Source organism: Pseudomonas sp. NUPR-001, assembly GCF_052147955.1.
Taxonomy (GTDB): domain Bacteria; phylum Pseudomonadota; class Gammaproteobacteria; order Pseudomonadales; family Pseudomonadaceae; genus Aquipseudomonas.
The window spans coordinates 2,466,615-2,485,193 of record NZ_CP197353.1; the positions used below are offsets into that span (position 1 = coordinate 2,466,615).

Consider the following 18,579-nt stretch of genomic DNA (forward strand, 5'->3'; position numbering starts at 1 on the left):
AACCCGATTAGTTACGGAGTTGCACCATGAAATCCACTTCGAAATCGTCTTCAAAGCGCCGTCCAGGCGCACTGTCCACCCTCGTCATTGCGCTGTTGATGGCCAGTGGCTCAGTTCTCGCCGCGCCAGCGGCGGTGCCGCAGAAACCGGCGCAGCCATTGGTGATGCTGGCCCACCAGCAATTGCTCGAAGGCAACCTTGCCGGCGCCCAGAGCGTGTTGCGCGAAGCGGGCGCCAAAGGGCAGGGCGGTACCCGTGCTTTGGCAGAGCAGGCCTTTCTGGAAGACGCCTACGGCCGCCATATGCGCGCCCGGCAGTTTTACGACGCCCTGAAGGGCAGTGACCAGCAGGCGGTGATCGCGGTGCCTTCAGCCGTGAACCTGACCGCTCTGGCGCGCTTCGAACAGGCCCGCATCGCGTTCGCCGATATTCAGAAAAGCTCGCCCAGCCCTCAGGTACAAGCTTATGCCGGCCTGTGGCGCCTGTGGCTGGGCGCACGTACTGCAAGCGATGCCGGACTCACGCCAGAAGCGGCCAAGGCACGGGTACAGAAGCTTGCCCGCAGCATCAAACCGGCCACGGCTGAACAACGCGCCCTGGTGGCCCTGTACCAGGGCAAAACCGATAGCTCGGCAGTGCTTGCCGAAATCGACGCCCTGCAGGTTCCCGAGGCGACCAAGCGCGATCTGCGCACCGAAGTCGGCTTGTTCGCTGGCGCCTACCTCGACTATGTCCGCCAGGACCATCAGGGCGCACTGCGCATCTACCAGCTTGCGCTTGAGCAATCGCGCCCCGCAGCCATGGAGCGGCAACTGCTGATCCAGACCAGCCGCGCCCTGCAACTGTCTTCTCGCTGAATTTCCCTACCCATGCCAGGGCGATCCCCTGGAAGGAGCCTTATCATGAACAGAATTTATCGTGTGGTCTGGTCTAAGGTCCAACAATGCTGGTGTGTAGCCAGTGAATTCGCCCGGCATTCGGGTAAGGGCGGCCGCGCACTGGCGCTCGTGTCACTGGGCGCGCTGAGTGGATTGTTCCTGGGTGACGCCGTCGCCGCAGGCGGTTCAAACTACGAGAAAGGCATCGCCGGAAACGGCGGCCTGTACGTCAACGACAGCACCGATTCAGGCTGCGTGTTCGTCCACGATACCGGCGTGAGCGGTGACCAGGGCTGGAAGTACGATGGTAACAACAGCAATTGCAAGGCCGGCGACAGGGCTACCCAAACCGGCCGCGTGCTGTTCTACGGCACCGGCAGCCAGGCCGATGGCAGCAACTCGCTGACCCTGGGCAACGAACTGTATGTCAACGGTGGCCGCATCGGCTTGAACAACAAGATCGATGGCACCAACTCCCTGGCCATCGGTAACGTTGCCAGCGATGCGTTGGGTAACCCCATGGGTACACGTGCCGTTGCCGTGGATTCGGTGGCAATCGGCAATAACGCCATCGCCAGCAAGCAGAACGCGATGGCACTGGGCACTGCTGCCCAGGCGCTGGCCCAGGACAGCGTGGCCTTGGGCGCAGGCTCGGTTGCGGGTACCGCGGCTGGCGTACTCGGTTTCATTCCTAATGGCGGCAACCCGGCCCAGGCCAACGCGATCAGCGCTACCACCAGTACCTTGGGCGCGATCGCCGTCGGTGATGCCGGCAGTGGCAAGTTCCGCCAGATCACCGCAGTGGCTGCCGGCACCCAGGACAGCGACGCGGTGAACGTGGCCCAGCTCAGAGGCGTGACCGAGATGCCGATCACCTTCACCGGCAATGCTGGCTCGGTAGAGAAAAAACTCGGTGATACCCTGGCCATTGAAGGCGCGGCCACCACGGCAGGCAACTACTCGGGCTCCAACCTGAAAACCGAGGTGGACGCCTACGGCAACCTGCAATTGCAGATGGCCGATAACCCGGTGTTCGATTCGGTGACCACCGGCAACACCACGATGAGCACCTACGGCCTGACCATCACCGGCGGCCCGAGCGTAACCATGTACGGTATCGATGCGGGCGACCACAAGATCATCAACGTGGCGCCAGGCGATATCAGTGACAGTTCTACCGATGCGGTCAATGGTTCGCAGCTGAACACGACCAACCAGCAGGTGGAGCAAAACAGCAACATCGTCAACAACCTCAATTACAACATCAACAACGGCTCGATCGGCCCAGTACAGCGCAGCGGCACCGACCAGCTGTCGCTGATTGCATCGGGTGGTGATGCCTATACACCGGGCAACGCACAAGTGCTGACCAACGTTGCGGCCGGCGCCGTCAACAGTGTCTCGGTTGATGCGATCAATGGCTCGCAGCTGCACGAGACCAACCAACGGGTGGACGCCAATACCACCAACATCACCAACCTCGATGGCCGGGTGACCAACGTTGAAGGCGACGTCACCAACCTGGGTGCCCACATCGACAACATCTACACCACCGGCACCAAGTACTTCCATGCCAACTCCACCGGTACCGATTCGTCTGCCACTGGCGTGGACTCGGTAGCGATTGGCATGGGGGCGGTTTCCAGCCATGACGGCAGCGTCGCCCTGGGCGCCGGGTCTGTCGCCAACGGCAGCACCCTTGGGCATCAGGCCTATCTGGTGGGCGGCACTGCCACGGGCGAAGTCAACCTCGGCGACCGTCGCGTGACTGGCCTGTCGGCCGGTGCCGATGATACCGATGCGGTCAACGTCGCCCAGCTTAAGCAAGTGTCGAGCGCTGCCACTGAAGGGTCGGTGAAATACGACCTCAATGGTGATAGCAGCATCAACTACAACAACATCACCCTGGGTGGAACCACCTACAACAGCGTGACCAAAACCGGCGGAACCAAGATCACCAACGTCGCCCGCGGCGAAAACGACAGCGATGCGGTGAACATGTCCCAGCTCAACGAGACCAATACCCAGGTCACCAACATCGATGGCCGGGTGACCAACGTTGAAGGTGACGTCAGCAATCTGGGCGACCACATCGATAACATCTACGCCACCGGCACCAAGTACTTCCATGCCAACTCCACCGGTACCGATTCCTCTGCCACTGGCGCGGACTCGGTAGCGATCGGCATGGGGGCGGTATCCAGCCATGACGGCAGCGTCGCCTTGGGCGCCGGGTCTGTCGCCAACGGCAGCACCCTTGGGCATCAGGCCTATCTGGTAGGTGGTACTGCCACGGGCGAAGTCAACCTCGGCGACCGCCGCGTGACTGGCCTGTCGGCCGGTGCCGATGATACCGACGCGGTCAACGTCGCTCAGCTCAAGAAGGTCACGAGCGCTTCCACCGAAGGGTCGGTGAAGTACGACCTCAATGGTGATGGCAGCATCAACTACAACAACATCACCTTGGGTGGACCTACCTATAACAGCGTGACCAAGACTGGCGGCACCAAGATCACCAACGTCGCTCGCGGCGAAAACGACAGCGATGCGGTGAACATGTCCCAGCTCAACGAGACCAATGCCCAGGTCACCAACATCGATGGCCGTGTCACCACGGTCGAGGGCAGCATCACCAGCATCAACAATGGCGGCGGCATCAAGTATTTCCACGCCAATTCCAGCAAACCCGACTCGGTCGCCAGTGGCGCTGACGCTGTTGCTGTCGGGCCAAGCGCACAGGCCAGTGGCAAGGGTGCTATCGCCGTGGGCAACGGCGCCAGTGCCAGCGCCGATGGCAGCGTGGCTCTGGGGCAGGGCGCCAGCGACAACGGTCGTGGTGCGGAACACTACACCGGCAAGTACTCCAAGGCTGCCAACGCCAGCGTCGGTACCGTCTCGGTGGGCAATGCCGCGACCGGTGAAACCCGCACTATCAGCAACCTTGCCGATGGCAAAGAGGCCACCGATGCCGTCAACCTGCGCCAGCTTGATGGCGCCGTGGTGGAGTCCAAGCAGTACACCGACAACTCCATCAGCAACATCAACACCAAGGTCGCCAACGTCACCACCAATGTCAGCAACCTCGACAACCGGGTGACGCATGTCGAGGGCGACGTGAGCAAGGTACAGAACGGCACCGATGGCATGTTCCAAGTGAACAACACCAGTCGCTTGCCGAAACCGAAAGCGAGCGGCAAAGACGCGGTGGCTGGCGGCGCAGGGGCTCAGGCGGTGGGCAACAACAGCACCGCTATCGGCAGCAACGCCAAAGCCAAGGGCGCCAACTCGGTCGCGATCGGCGCCAAGTCGGTAGCCGATCGGGCCAATAGCGTCTCGGTTGGCAGCGCTGGAAACGAACGGCAGATCACCAACGTGGCCGCTGGTAGCGCAGCGACCGATGCGGTGAACGTCAGCCAATTGCAGCGCAGCATGGGCGACATCTCGAACTCCTTCTACGACTACACCGATGCCCGCTACGACGCATTGCGCCACGACCTGAAAAAGCAGGACGACATCCTCAGCTCGGGTATTGCCGGTGCGATGGCCATGGCCACCTTGCCACAGCCTTATGCGCCTGGCGCCAGCATGGCGACCGTCGGGCTCGGCAACTTCCGTGGCCAAGGGGCGCTGGCAGTCGGTGTTTCGAAGATTACCGACAACGGCAAATGGGTAATGAAGCTGCAAGGCAGCACCACCAGCCAGGGTGAGACTGGCGTTGCGGTGGGTGTCGGTTACCAGTGGTGAGTTTTTCCATCAAGGCCCGGTTCTGCCGGGCCCTACCGAGGAGATAGACATGAGCACTTTCCATAACACCGCGGTACGTACACTGATCATGAGCTGCGCCGGCCTGCTGTTGGCAGCCTGTGGCACCCTCAGCCAAGTAGACGACCAGGGTCACAGCGCCGAACCGAAGTTTCCTGCAGTCAGTGAGTCGTATCGCCCGCAAGGTAGCTACGTGAATCTTGAGAACCTGGCGAACGTTCAACCGGGCATGAGCAAGGCGCAGTTGTACGAGCTGTTAGGTGCCCCACATTTCCACGAAGGCCTGTTCGGCGTTCGCGAGTGGGACTACATCCTGCGCTTTCGTCGCGCTGGCCAGGCTGATCGGGTGTGTCAGTACAAGGTGCTGTTTGACAAGGACATGAAAGCCCAAAGCTTCCTGTTTTCGCCGGCCGATTGCCTTGACCCGCTCAAGCCGCTGGCAACCTCCGTGATCAACCAGGGTAAGGAGTGAATCATGACGACTTCCAGTAAATGGCTGACTGCCATGCTGTTGCCGCTCTGCCTGCTGGCTGGCTGCAACAACACTGCACAGAACGCTACCGCCCAGATGAAACCTGCCACCCTGAGCATCCTGGAGTACCCGGCATTGCCTGTGATCCGTAACGCGGTGTTCAGCATGTCACCGCTGGTGGATGGCAAGCGCAACCCAGCGGTCATGCAGCATATTTGCGGCTTGGCACGTGGCGAGATGCAGCAGGCTGAAGTTGACCGTTTCGTTGGCGCCAGTGGCGAAACGAGCGAAGACCTGAAGAGCAAGGGCGGTGTTACTGCGCTGCTGGTCAACGGTAATCGCCAGGCCCAGGAAGTTGCCTGCGCCGCGTTCCTGGCGACGGCACCGTTGATCCAGGCCGATGGTCGCGACTTCATTGCCGAGCAGAAAAGTGCTGATGGCACACTTCAGGTCGACAAGCGTCGTCTGCAAGAGGTCATGGCGTTTCGCATGGCCTTGGCCCGCACCGATGCCGAATACTTCACGCTGATCGCGAAAAAGCTGCAGCAGACTCCCGGCTTGACCTCTGCTGAGTACCAAAGCAGAACCCGTGAACTGTTCTCCGAGCTGGCACCGGCCTACCTCAAACGCGCCAAGGAACAGATGCCGCTGCCCGGTACGCAATACGACGTCAAGCGCCTGGATGCAGAGCGCTTTGCCTTCGGCACGTCCAATGGCGGTGAGTATGCGTACGGTAACGATGGTATGTCGCTGCGCCAGGACAACATCATCTGGTATGGCGAGGGTCAACTGATGGGGCAACATCAGATGCTGCAGATTGCCTACTACCCGCAAGAAGTGGTCAACCGCATCCATTAGCAATGTAGGAGCGGGCTTGCCCCGCGATCGTGGTGGTTCTGATACACCGCGATCGCGGGGCAAGCCCGCGCCTACCGGGTGCTAGGCAACAGGCAACTGGAAACTCCAGGCTTGCGCTGGAACCAACCGACAGAATGGCCCGCCAAGTGTTGCATTGTGATGCGCGACAATATCCTCAGCCCTCATCTGCGCGGTGTCAGAGCAGGTATGACCATCGGCAATGAGTACCGCGTCGAATCCAAGATCTCGCGCAGCACGGCATGTGCTGTCAACGCAGTACTGAGTCTTCATTCCGGTCACGACTACGCCGGTGGCACCGCAAGCGCGCAAGCGGGCTTCCAGCTCGGTAGACGCGAAGGCATTTGGCCGATGTTTTTCGAACACTGTTTCATCGCCTTGCAACATCAACTCGGGTGCAATTTCCGTTAGCGGGCTCCCCGACTCGATAGGTGATCCGGCTGGCCCGATGTGGCGTGCGATAAAAATCGCCGCGCCAGCACTGCGCGCCTTCACCATCAGTCCATTGACTGTCTCCAGTAGTGCTTCGCAGCGCCACGGCTTTTCCGGACCGTGAACCAGTCCGACCTGGATGTCGAGTACCAATAAGGCATACATGGGCGCATCTCCTTGCGTTTGAGCCATCAATGAACAGTAGGGGCGGGCTTGCCCCGCGATAGCGGTGTGACAGGTAGATCGCTATCGCGGGGCAAGCCCGCTCCTACAGGGGGTCCTTTAAATCAACAAGTTAACTGCATCAAACAGCTCTCGATCCTCTGGCTTCGACGAGCGCGCTCGGCGCCTCACCACCTGCAACAAACACTCGACAAAACACTGCGCCGCCGTTCCCAGCTGGGTATTTCTCGGCGTAACAATCCCGATCGTGTCGGTGGCAAAAGTTTCCTCCAGGTCCAGCCGCGCCACCCGCTCGCGGTAGATCGGCACGGTCAGCATCGGCTCGGGGCAGTAGCTGAGCATGTCTGTCTGTTCAATCAGCGACAGCATCAACTGCAACGACTGCGCACGCTGCACCTGTTCAACCGGGATCTGCGCGTTGTGTTGCCAGAACAGTTCAGTCATGAAGTCGTCGTGGCCGGTGTCGGGGTAGTTGACCACCCAGTCCTGATCCAGCAGTTCATGGATGCTGCGGCACGCTTGTTTCGGATGCCCGCTGCGGGCGATCACCGCCATCTGGTAGGAAAGCAGCGGATCACAGGCAAATTCCGGGCGCGGCAGCAGGGCGGAGACCAGGCCGATGGCAAACTCCATGGTGCCTTCGCGCAGGCGCGGCAGGGTGACGGCCATCAGGCCTTCGAAGATCTCCAGGCGTACTTTCGGCATGCGTTGGCGAAACAGCTGCACCACTTCCGGCAGCAACGCCATGCCCATCCACGGCGAGATGCCGAAGCGCAGGTGGCCTTCGGTCTGGCCTTTGAGGTGGGTCAGTTCCCGTTGCGCCAGTTCCAGTTGCCCGAGCATTTGCCGGGCGTGGGTCAGCAGTGAGCGGCCGTACAGGGTCAGGCCCACGCCACTGGCGTTGCGCACCAGCAGCGGCAGTTGCAGGTGCGCCTCCAGTTCGCGCAGGGCTTTGGAAATGGCGGTTTGCGAGACGTCAAGCGTACGCGCGGCGGCGCGGATGCTGCCGCAATCGGCAATCGCCACCAGTGCCTGAAGTTGATGCAGCTTCATGGTTTCCCTTGTGTGTAAGCGTAAACCTTTGGTTGTCAGCGCAACCGAATTGCGGACTTCCGGGGCTTCGCAGCGCCACCCTATGATCTGCGCAGCATGCCCAGCCCTGGGAAAAACAACAATAGGAAACGCCATGAGTCATCCCGCCGTGCTCCCCGGTATTGAGGCGATCGAAGCCGAAATGATCGCCCTGCGCCGTCACCTGCATGCTCACCCGGAGCTGAGCTTTGAAGAGTTCGCCACCAGTGAGCTGATTGCCACAAAACTTCAGGAATGGGGTTATGAGGTGCACCGTGGCATCGGTCAGACCGGTGTGGTCGGCCGCCTGCAACGTGGAACCGGGCGCAAGGCGATCGGGCTGCGCGCCGACATGGACGCTTTGCCGATTACCGAGCAGACCGGCTTGCCCTACGCCAGCAAGCATGCGGGCAAGATGCACGCCTGTGGGCATGACGGGCACAGCGCAATACTGCTGGCGGCGGCCAAGTACCTGGCGCAGCACGGTGACTTCGATGGCACGCTGACGCTGATTTTCCAGCCAGCCGAGGAGGGTGACGGCGGCGCCCGGCGCATGCTCGAAGATGGCCTGTTCGAGCGCTTCCCCTGTGATGCGGTATATGCCCTGCACAACATGCCAGGGCTGCCAGTCGGCACACTGGCGTTTCGCAGCGGGCCGTTCATGGCCTCGACTGACACGGTCAGCATTCAGGTGCATGGCGTCGGTGGGCATGGGGCGATGCCGCACAAGGCGGTTGATGCGGTGTTGGCCGGTGCGGCGATTGTCATGGCGCTGCAGAGTGTGGTGGCGCGTAATGTCGATCCGCTCGATTGCGCGGTGGTGACCGTGGGAGCGATTCATGCCGGAACCGCTGCCAACGTAATTCCCGAGCACTGCGAACTGCAGTTGAGCGTGCGTGCGCTCACGCTAACGGTGCGTGACCAGCTGATCGAACGCATCACCGCGATTGCCCAGGCGCAGGCGGCCAGCTTTGGCGCCAGTGCCCGGGTGCTGGTGGATGAAGCGCAGCGCTTCCCGCCGCTGGTCAATCATGAGCAGCCCACGGCCTTTGCACGCCAGGTGGCGCTGGACTGGTTGGGCAGCGATGGGGTGATCAGCGACAGCAAGCCGCTGACCGGCAGCGAAGACTTTGCCGTGATGCTCCAGCACTGCCCCGGCAGCTACCTGTTGATCGGCAATGGCGACGGCGAGGGGGGCTGCATGGTGCATCACCCCGGTTACGACTTCAACGACGACTGCCTGGCCCTGGGCGCCAGCTACTGGGTGCGTCTGGTCGAATCCTATCTGGTCTGAATTTCACCGCCTGCCGGTCGCGCAGCCGTGAGTGCTGCGGGCCAGAGGAGTTGTCATGTCTGTTACCGTTATGCAGGCGGCGCCTGCCGCCGTTGTGCGCCCGCCGATCAGTGCCCGGGCGATTGCCGCGATCACCGTTGGTTCGGCGCTGGAGTTCTTCGAGTTCTCGGTGTTCAGCTTTTTCGCCACGCTGATCGGCCGTCAGTATTTCCCGGCGCAGAGTGAGATCAGCCAGCTGTTGCTGGCGCTGGCGACGTTCGGCCTGGGTTTTGTGATGCGCCCGTTGGGTGGGGTGATCATTGGTGCTTATGCCGACCGTGTCGGCCGTCGCCCGGCGATGTTACTGACCTTGAGCCTCATGGCCATCGGCTCGGCGCTGCTGGCCTGCACGCCAACCTATGCGCAAATCGGCCTGGCAGCGCCGCTGATGATTGTCGCTGCACGCCTGGTGCAAGGCTTTGCCATTGGCGGCGAAGTGGGGGCGTCGACGGCGATGCTGATGGAGTACGCAGGCGACCACAACCGCGGCTTTTACGGCAGCTGGCAGTTCTTCAGCCAGGGCTTGAGCTTTCTGTTGGGCTCGCTGGTGAGCCTGGCGCTGACCCTGAGCCTGAGTGCCGAAGCCCTGGAAAGCTGGGGCTGGCGCATGCCGTTCCTGCTCGGTCTGCTGATTCTGCCGCTAGGTGTGTACATTCGCCGCCACTTGCAGGAAACCGCAGAGCAAGAAGCACCGGGCGAAGTACGGACGCCAGCGCTGAAGCTGATCTTTACCCGATACCGCCGTGTGCTGGTTGCCGGTGTACTGATGACCATTGGCGGCACTGCCAGCAGCTACATCGTGCTCGACTACATGACCAACTACAGCGTCGCCGTGCTCAAGCTGCCGATGTCCATGGGCATCGGCGCCTCATGCCTGGGCGCTTTGGTGCAGATCGTGCTGTCGCTGTGGGCGGGCAAACTCAGTGACCGCATTGGCCGACGCCGCACCATCGTGCTCGGCAGTATTCCGATGCTGCTGTTGATCTACCCGGCATTCGTGCTGATGACCCATTACCCGACGCTGCTCGCCTTGCTGTCGGTATCGCTGGTGTGCACGTTCTTTCTGGTGCTGATCACCGGGCCGTCGGTGGTGATGCTCACCGAGCTGTTCCCGCGGGCCATTCGCGCCTCCGGGCTGTCGATTGTGTACTGCCTGGGCGTGTCGATCTTCGGCGGCTTCGCGCAGTTCTTTGCCACCGGCCTGATCAGCCTCACCGGTGACAGCCATGCTCCGGCGTTCTACGTGATGCTCTGCGTAAGCGCCACCCTGGCCGGACTCTCGCTGGTCAAGGAGACCGCCGGCCAACCGTTGAACTGAGCCGTCTGCAAAAGGCGGTTGAACAATAACAACAAGCGCTCAAAGCGCCCCTTGCGATGGATAACTGCATGACCTTTCTCTCGACTTCGCGGCCGTTGGCGGTTGCCTGCGTGGCTGTTTTTCCGCTGCTGGCAACGGCGGCTGAACACGGCTTTATCGAAGACAGCGAGCTGACCCTGAGCACCCGCTCGGTGATCCTCAATAACCAGATCAAAGGCGACGGTCATGACCGCCGCCCGCATAACCGACGCGACCCGCGCGATGTGTCGCTGGGATTGAAAGCCAATTTTGCCTCCGGCTTCACCCAAGGCACGCTGGGCCTGGGCGTTGATGCCTTTGCCTACAGTGGCTTCAAGCTCGATGGTGGCGACGGCCATGCCGGCTACGGCACCGTTCAGATGAACAAACACGGCGAAGCCCAGCGCAGTTTTGGCAGGGCCGGTGCGCTGATCAAGGCGCGCTATGCGCAAAGCCAGCTGCGCTATGGGCAGATGCAGGTGACCAACCCGGTGTTCGCCACCTCCGACACCCGCGTATTCCCCAGCACCGCCACCGGTTTTTTGCTGAGTAGCCAGGACATCGCCGGGCTACTGCTTGAAGGCGGGCACTTCACCGCCGGCACCGAGCCGTCTTCGACCAGCAGCAAAGGCGGGCTGTGGGCCAACTACGCCAACATCGAAACGCGCGCGGTGGATTTTGCCGGTGGGCGCTATGCGTTGAATGATCACTGGTCGATGAGCACCTATGGCGCTGACTTCGAAGACCTGTGGCACCAGTATTACCTGGGCAGCACCTACAGCTGGACCCTCGACCGCGCGTCGCGGATCGACCTGGATGTGAACGGCTACCGCACCAACGACGCAGGCCAGGCCCTGGCCGGTGACATCGATACCACGGCGTTCTCCACCCAGGTTGCCTATACCTGGCTCAACCACAAGGTCAGCCTTGGCTTTCAGCGGATCATCGGCGACACCCCGTTCGACTACATCGGCTTTGGCAACAACGGCTCTGGCGCCTTCGGCAACTCGATCTACTTGAGCAACCCGGTCATGGCCTCGGACTTCAACGGCCCCAACGAAAAGTCCTGGCAACTGCGCTACGACCTGGACATGACGCCCTACGGCGTGCCGGGTTTGAGCTTCATGGGTCGCTACGTGTACGGCTACGACATCAGCACCTCCCCCAATCCCAACTTCCAGGCCTGGTCGGCGGCTGACGATGCACAGCATCAGGAACTCGACCTGGAAGCCCGCTACGTGGTGCAGAGCGGCAGCGCCAAAGGCATGAAAGTGCGCCTGCGCGAGGGTTACCACAACGCCATGCGCGGTCAGCCAGACGGCGACATCAGCATGCACATGATCATCGTCGAATGGCCGCTGCGCCTCTTCTAAGCGTAATGCCCAGGGTGACCTGCGCGGCGGGTCACCTCAGCCAATCAGTAAAAATCCGACAACAACAATACTTCAGCGGAGCTTCAACCATGCGAATCAAACCTGCCTGTTTATCCTTCAGTCTTTTGAGTGTGCTGGTCGCCTCGGCGAGCCAGGCGGCCCAGACCGACTGGGTCGAAGCCGCAGTGACGGCGGTCAACCCGCAAGTGATCGAGTGGCGCCACGACATCCACCAGCACCCGGAGCTGGGCAACATGGAGCTGCGCACCTCGGCGCTGGTGGCCAAGCAGCTGCGTGCAGCGGGTATTGAGGTACGTACCGGTGTTGGCAAGACCGGCGTGGTGGGCGTGCTCAAAGGCGGCAAGCCCGGCCCGGTGATTGCCCTGCGTGCCGACATGGATGCCTTGCCGGTAGAAGAAATGACCGGCCTGCCGTTCGCCAGCAAGGCGCAAGGTGTGCGCTTGGGCAAAACTGTGCCCGTGATGCATGCTTGTGGTCACGATACCCACACCGCCATGCTGCTGGGCGCGGCCAAGGTACTGGCCGAGCACCGCGAGCAGGTCGCCGGTACCGTGGTGTTCCTGTTCCAGCCAGCGGAGGAGGGCGCGGCAGATGCCGACGACTTCGACACCCAGAGCGTGGCCGGCGCCCGCGCCATGATTCGCGACGGCGCGCTCGACTCGCCGAAGGTAGAAGCCGTGTTTGGCGTGCATGTCATGGCCGGCTACCCGACCGGGCATCTGTATTACAAAGACGGCCCGGTGCTGAACAGCGATGACGAATTCCGCATCACCGTCAGCGGCAACCAGACCCACGGATCCGCACCCTGGACCGGCACCGACCCGATTGTCGCCAGCGCACAGATCGTCAACGGCCTGCAGACCCTGGTAAGCCGACGCACTGACCTGACCAAGGGCATGGGCGTGATCAGCGTGGGTTCGATCAATGGCGGCACTGCCAGCAACATCATTCCGCAGTCGGTGGTAATGACCGGGACCATCCGTTCCAACCACCCGGACATCCGCGCTGGCATCCTCGAGAAAATGCCGTCGATGGTTGAAAGCATCGCCAGCAGCTACGCGACCAAAGCCAGCCTGCAGTTGGTGCCGTATGCGCCGGTAACCGTGAACAACCCGGCCCTGACCCAGGCCATGCTGCCCGCCCTGGAAAAAGCCGCGCCCGGCAAAGTAGAGCGCCTGCCCGCATCGCTGTCGCCCAGCGAAGACTTTGCCTTCTACGCACAGAAAGTGCCGGGCCTGTTTGTATTCCTCGGCGCCACGCCTGTGGGCGAAGACATGAGCAAGGTGGCCAACAACCACAGCCCGTACTTCGTCGCCGATGACGCTACCCTGGCGACCGGCGTGAAAGCACACGTGCAGTTCGTGCTCAATTACCCGGAGCGCGATAGCGGGGCTTGATCAGCCGTTATCGAGAATCTGCGCAATCGTCTGTGCAAATGCCTGAGGCTGTTCAAGCATCATCAGATGGCCAGCTTCAGGCATGAGACTGCGCATGTAATTCCCACTATGAGGCAAGCTCTGAAAAGGCCGAACTATCAGGCTTGCGTCAGCCAGCACATTGAGAATACTTTTCATTCAATGTTAGACTTTTCTCCTGTCGAGGGTGCACTGGATTTAAGGCGAATGTCGCAAGATCGCGAAGACCTGTTAGCTGCGTTCATGGAGAATCGCGAAGCGCTCCACGGCTACTTGGTTCGTCAGTTTGGAAACACCAATCTTGCCGAAGACATCGCCCAGGAAACCTGGCTACGCGTCGCAAGCCGCGCACTGAACCAACACATCGGCAACCCCCGCGCCTATATATTCCGCATTGCCCGTAACCTTGGCCTGGATATACGTCGCCGTCAGGCATTGGGCATTGAGGTACAGGCCGATCCCGAGATCGTCGAGCAAGTGCCAGCGCACAGCATTGACCCCTTACACTCGGTGCAGCTAAGCAAACAGCTGCAGCGACTGGTCACGGTTGTCGAGAACCTGCCGCCGCGTTGCCGCGAGGTATTTATCCTTTGCCGTCTTGAAGGACTGGACCACCAGCAGGTGGCCGAGCGCTTGAACATCTCAAAGAGCACTGTGGTCTCGCAGATGGTTAAGGCGCTGAAATGCATTGAGCAGGCAATGCAATGAAAGGACCGGTAGACTATCGGCCTCCCAACGGCCCGTCAGTACCTTCGCGCATGTCCGGACAAGACATACCAAGCCCTCTCGACCAGGCGCTGGAATGGTGCGTGCGCTTGCACGACACGAGCGCGACCGAGGATGATCGCCAGGCGTTCGAGCGCTGGTTGGCAGCGGATTGTTCTCACCCGCCAGCCTGGCAGCGAGCATGCCAGGTATGGGGGGGCACCACGCTCATCGCCCGGGCTTATGCCAACGCTAATCCCACGGCACCGCGTCGCAGAGCTGCCACGGCCTGGGTAGGTTGGGCCAGTGCTGCTGCACTATTGCTAGGGGTGACGTTGGTTGCGCTCGGCCCTGAACGATGGGCTGACTACCGGACCACCGTGGCGCAGACGCGCAGTTGGCAACTGGATGACGGCTCGACCCTGCAACTCGCACCGCAAACCTCACTGGATGTGAAGTACAGCGCGGGTGAGCGGCGAATTCGGCTGTACCGGGGCGAGGCCTGGTTCAAGGTCGCGGCCAACCCCGAGCGGCCCTTCATCGTCGAGGCAGGAGACAGCAGCCTTCGTGCTTTGGGTACCGCATTCGATGTGCGCTTTGATGGCGACCAGGGCCAGGTGGTGGTGACCGAGCACGCGGTCAGGCTGACGCATAACGGCAAGCAGGCAGATGTTGAAGAAGGCCAAGCGCTGAGCTTCGGCCACGCCGGCCTGAGCACTAGCCAAGCCATCAATGTGAGTCAGCAGCTTTCCTGGCGAGAACAGCGCCTAGTCTTCAAAGACACGCCATTGCCTCAGGTCATCGAGCAGTTACAGCGCTATTCCGAGGCTCACTTGCTCATGAGTGATAAGGCTCTCCAGGAGCTGTCGGTGACGGCCGCGTTCGATGCCCGCAATCCGGTACAGGCTCTGGATAGTCTACAAGTGATCCTGCCGCTTCGAATCACCACTGTCGGCCCTTGGCTCACACTGATCCGCGTCGACGAAAAAAAAGTCGAAAAAAAATAGATCAGGCATCGTTGTCTTTTCTTCGCCGTCCGTCATAAGGCTTATCGCAAACGGGAATGATTTGCGAATAACGCTGCCAATACGACGGAATCCACTACCCAATGTTCAATAGCCCCCTGCGCCTGGCGTCCGATACGCCAGTGCTCGTACGCTTCAAACCCTTGGTGCTTGTTGGTGCCTTGGGCTGCTTGGCCGCATTGCCCGAGGCGATCTTGGCGCAACCCAGCAGCATCACGCAGTCAACGGACCGCCAATACAGCATTGAAGCCCAGGCACTGGATGCGGCGATCCTGGAGTGGTCGGCCATTAGCGGTATCCAGTTGTTCGCCGACGGTCAATTGACCCGCGACCTGACATCGACAGCGGTGCGTGGCTACTACACGCCTGCCGCGGCCCTGACGCAATTGCTCCGGGGGACAGGGCTGAACTTCACCCTAGCGCAAAATAACCAGGCCTATCTGTACAAACAGGAGGGCGAAGGCAGCGCCGTCAAGCTCGACGCGACCACCATCGAGAGCCAAGGGCTAGGCAACACTACTGAGAACACCGGTTCTTACACAACTGGCACCACCATCGTCGGCAGCAAAGTCGCCCAGTCAATCAAGGAAGTCCCTCACTCGGTATCCGTGGTTACTCGCCAACGCATCGAGGACCAAAACCTCACCACGCTGACCGACGCACTGGACAAGACCACGGGTGTCACCCTGCAGAAGAACGGTGCCTCCGGCTCTTCGCTGGGCAACGACACTAACTTTTTCTCTCGTGGCTTCGCTGTGTCGAACATTCAGTTCGACGGTGGCGCGCCCATGGACACGTCGATTTCCGGCTATGGCTCGATCAGCCAGTTGGATCTGGCGCAATATGACCATGTCGAGTTTCTTCGTGGGGTCGACGGACTCTATTCCGGCAGCGGCAACCCGGGCGGCAGTATTAACCTGGTGCGCAAGCGCGCCCTGGACCACAACCAACTCAAGTTCTCCACCTCGGCCGGTAGTTGGGACACCTATCGTACCGAACTCGACGCCACCGGTCCTCTCACCCAGGCCGGCAACATTCGGGGCAGGCTGGGCATGGCCTACCAGAACAACAAGTTCTTCTACGACGTGGCCAATATGGAGAAGCATCTATTCTACGGATCGCTAGAGTTCGACCTGAGTCCCAATACCCTACTCACCATCGGCGGTAGTTACCAGGAAAGCGAAGGTATCTCCAACTTCGGCGGCCTGCCGCGCTACAAGAACGGCGACGACATCGGCTTATCGCGCAAAACTGCGTTCGTCACCACCTGGGACACCGTGCACGACAAGACCAAACAGGCCTACCTCAAGCTCGATCACAACTTCAACGAGGACTGGGTCTGGACCAGCGACCTGACTTACATGGACATGGATCGCGACGCCAACTCGCTGTTCGCCAACGGCGCGGTCGATCCAGTCACCTTGCAGGGCCCAATATGGCTGCACTTCCCAGCCAAGACGGGCCTGGAGCGCAAAGGAATAAACAGCTACTTCAAAGGCGGCTTCGACATGTTCGACTTGCGTCACGACGTGTTGCTAGGCGCCGACTACTCCCATGCCGATGGCTATACCGTGCAGCGCTGGGGCAACGACAACTTCCTCCCGGTCAATATCTTCGACCTCGAACGCCCAGCCGACCTGGGGAGCCTGCCGAACAAGACCGATGACAACACGACCGAGAAGTACGGCTATTACGGCATGACTCGTCTGTCGCTGAGCGACAGCACCAAGCTGATACTCGGCGCCCGTGTTGCAACCTACAAATACCGAGACGTGGAAGTCTTCTTTGACGACTTCGGCAACGTACTGGACGACCCAGCCCCGTACCATCGCCGGTTCAAAGAAAAAGGCGTGACCACGCCTTACGCAGGGCTGACGTATGACCTGACCACGCAATGGACCACCTACGTCAGTTACGCCGAGACCTACAAGCCGCAGTTCCTTCAGCAGGCATACCCGAACCAGACTCTGGACGCGGCTACATCGAAGAATTATGAGGTCGGCCTCAAAGGCCTGATCTTCGATGACAAGGTCAACACCAGCTTCGCGGTCTACCGTATCGAGCAGGAGGGCGCCGCTATCCAAGACCCGCGCTACCCGTTGGCGTTCGGCGCGTATAACTGCTGTTTCTTGAACCAAGGGAAAGTGATCAGCGAGGGCTTCGACGCCGAGATCAGCGGTGAAGTGCTGACAGGGCTCGAGCTCTTCGCCGGCTATACCTATAACCACACCATCGACAAAGCCAATGACGACAGTCGCGCCATTTACGCGGCGGTCACGCCCAAGCATCTGTTCAAACTGTGGGGCACCTACCGTCTGCCAGGCGATTTGGAGAAGTGGAAAGCGGGCATGGGTGTCACCGCACAAAGCAGCAACGGCCGCAGTGGCACAGTGAACGCCTTCAACCCGGATAGCGGGCAGTACGACGGTGCCGCCGAAGCGTTCAAGTTTATCCAAGCCGGCTACGCCATCTGGAGTTCGAGCCTGGAGTACCAGATCGATAAAAACTGGTCAGCGACCGTCAATGCCAACAATATCTTCGACAAGAAGTACTACCAGACCGTCGGCACCTCCGCGAACGGCAACTTCTACGGTGAACCGCGCAACTTTACGCTCACCCTGCGCGCCAGCTACTGACCCGGTCAGATAGCAGCCGGTCATCAGAGGCCGCTCTGGGGGGGATTAGAGGCTCGGTGGGAGCGGGCTTGCCCCGCGATGCGATATGACAGGGAGATCGCTATCGCGGGGCAAGCCCGCCCCCACAGCGGGTACCAGGTGTTCCCACCTTACTCGGACATCCCCGCTATCACCCAGCCAAGCGAGGCTGGCAGCATCGGCCCATGCCCCAGGCCATCGAAGCGTTTGAAGGTGACGTTCAGCCCCGGCACAGTCGCCAGGTTTTCACCCAATTCGCGCGCTGGACGCTCGGCATCGCCTTGGCTTGGCCCCCGTGGCTGTGAAGGTTCCTCACCACCGCGCATCAGCAGCAGGTGCGCATGCGTGTTGCCCAGCCGCTGCTGTAAGCCTGCAGCTTCCTGCACGATTGCGCCGTCATGCCACCATAGCGAAGGGCTGGCGGCCGCGTAGGTGCTGAACTCATGTGGGCGGGTGAACAGCGCGTGCAGCACCGCAAGCCCTCCGTAGGAGTGGCCCCAGAGTGTTTGCCGGCTGTTATCGATCCGCGCAACGTTGGCCACCATCGGGCGCATGCGTTGACTCAGCAAGTCGAAAAACTCATCCACGCCACCACTGGGCTGTCCGGTCAGCGGGTCGAGTTGTTCGCTTTTCCCAGGCAAGCGTGGGGTGTAGTCGTAGGTGCGTGCACTGCGCTCGATGCGCTGGTCGGTTTCATAGCCCACGGCAACCAGCAGCGGTGCCTGGCCTTTGGCGAGGGTGTGCAATTGCTCGGGGCTCAAGGCGCCGATGGCGGCATTGCCGTCGAGCATCCACAGCACCGGGTAGCCTGCAGCGGGGGCGGGGCGGTCGGGGCGGCCAACCCACAGCTGATAGTGACGCTTGCCGTCGGCAGAGTTCAGATGCAGGGACGTGAAGAAATACGCCAGTTCCTGATGCTGCAACAGGCTGGTGTCCATCTTCTGCTCGTGCACCGGCTGCGCCTGAGTAAGGCCGCACGTCACTAAGCTCAGTGCCCACGCCAATAGTAAGGGGGTCTTGTTCATGTGGCGTTCTCGTTGTGG

General features: G+C 61.0%; 14 protein-coding genes. 11 read left to right on the plus strand and 3 right to left on the minus strand.

What is annotated here, in order from left to right:
* The first annotated feature begins 26 nt into the window (after positions 1-26).
* Genes ACP6KB_RS11265 through ACP6KB_RS11280 form a run of 4 tightly spaced genes read left to right on the plus strand, consistent with a single transcriptional unit; the run spans position 27 to position 5,970 of the window.
* Entirely contained in the window at positions 27-857 is an 831-nt protein-coding gene (locus ACP6KB_RS11265; RefSeq protein ID WP_442113794.1) for a hypothetical protein, read from the plus strand.
* A gap of 45 nt (positions 858-902) precedes the next feature.
* Positions 903-4,622, plus strand: a complete 3,720-nt coding sequence (locus ACP6KB_RS11270; RefSeq protein WP_442113795.1) for a YadA-like family protein — start codon at positions 903-905, stop codon at positions 4,620-4,622.
* A gap of 49 nt (positions 4,623-4,671) precedes the next feature.
* A complete protein-coding gene (locus ACP6KB_RS11275) occupies positions 4,672-5,112 on the plus strand; it encodes an outer membrane protein assembly factor BamE (RefSeq protein ID WP_442113796.1) in 441 nt (146 codons plus the stop codon).
* Between the two features lie 3 nt (positions 5,113-5,115).
* Complete coding sequence (locus tag ACP6KB_RS11280) at positions 5,116-5,970, plus strand: hypothetical protein (protein ID WP_442113797.1); 855 nt, start codon at positions 5,116-5,118, stop codon at positions 5,968-5,970.
* Between the two features lie 81 nt (positions 5,971-6,051).
* Here ACP6KB_RS11280 and ACP6KB_RS11285 read toward each other — a convergent pair whose 3' ends face one another.
* Positions 6,052-6,585 (minus strand): cysteine hydrolase family protein, encoded by a 534-nt coding sequence (locus ACP6KB_RS11285; RefSeq protein ID WP_442113798.1) that lies wholly within the window; start codon positions 6,583-6,585, stop codon positions 6,052-6,054.
* A gap of 117 nt (positions 6,586-6,702) precedes the next feature.
* Entirely contained in the window at positions 6,703-7,656 is a 954-nt protein-coding gene (locus tag ACP6KB_RS11290; RefSeq protein ID WP_442113799.1) for a LysR family transcriptional regulator, read from the minus strand.
* 133 nt (positions 7,657-7,789) lie between these two features.
* Between ACP6KB_RS11290 and ACP6KB_RS11295 the strand changes: the two genes are divergently transcribed.
* The 7 genes from ACP6KB_RS11295 (at position 7,790) to ACP6KB_RS11325 (ending at position 17,518) form a co-directional block, all read left to right on the plus strand.
* The gene (locus ACP6KB_RS11295; protein WP_442113800.1) at positions 7,790-8,968 is read left to right on the plus strand and encodes a M20 aminoacylase family protein; all 1,179 of its coding nucleotides are present in this window, start codon (positions 7,790-7,792) and stop codon (positions 8,966-8,968) included.
* Between the two features lie 55 nt (positions 8,969-9,023).
* On the plus strand, positions 9,024-10,325 hold the full coding sequence (locus ACP6KB_RS11300; protein ID WP_442113801.1) for an MFS transporter: 1,302 nt from the start codon (positions 9,024-9,026) through the stop codon (positions 10,323-10,325).
* Positions 10,326-10,393: 68 nt separating this feature from the next.
* Positions 10,394-11,716 carry an OprD family outer membrane porin gene (locus ACP6KB_RS11305; RefSeq protein ID WP_442113802.1) on the plus strand — a complete coding sequence of 441 codons (1,323 nt, stop codon included), beginning with the start codon at positions 10,394-10,396 and terminating at the stop codon, positions 11,714-11,716.
* A gap of 89 nt (positions 11,717-11,805) precedes the next feature.
* The gene (locus ACP6KB_RS11310) at positions 11,806-13,134 is read left to right on the plus strand and encodes an amidohydrolase (RefSeq protein ID WP_442113803.1); all 1,329 of its coding nucleotides are present in this window, start codon (positions 11,806-11,808) and stop codon (positions 13,132-13,134) included.
* A gap of 108 nt (positions 13,135-13,242) precedes the next feature.
* Positions 13,243-13,860: an RNA polymerase sigma factor gene (locus ACP6KB_RS11315; protein WP_442113804.1), complete on the plus strand. Its 618-nt coding sequence runs from the start codon at positions 13,243-13,245 to the stop codon at positions 13,858-13,860.
* Positions 13,857-14,864, plus strand: a complete 1,008-nt coding sequence (locus tag ACP6KB_RS11320; protein ID WP_442113805.1) for a FecR family protein — start codon at positions 13,857-13,859, stop codon at positions 14,862-14,864. The genes ACP6KB_RS11315 and ACP6KB_RS11320 overlap by 4 nt, the downstream gene beginning before the upstream one ends.
* Before the next feature lie 101 nt (positions 14,865-14,965).
* On the plus strand, positions 14,966-17,518 hold the full coding sequence (locus ACP6KB_RS11325; RefSeq protein WP_442113806.1) for a TonB-dependent siderophore receptor: 2,553 nt from the start codon (positions 14,966-14,968) through the stop codon (positions 17,516-17,518).
* A gap of 149 nt (positions 17,519-17,667) precedes the next feature.
* Here ACP6KB_RS11325 and ACP6KB_RS11330 read toward each other — a convergent pair whose 3' ends face one another.
* On the minus strand, positions 17,668-18,561 hold the full coding sequence (locus ACP6KB_RS11330) for an alpha/beta hydrolase (protein ID WP_442113807.1): 894 nt from the start codon (positions 18,559-18,561) through the stop codon (positions 17,668-17,670).
* Positions 18,562-18,579: the final 18 nt, after the last annotated feature.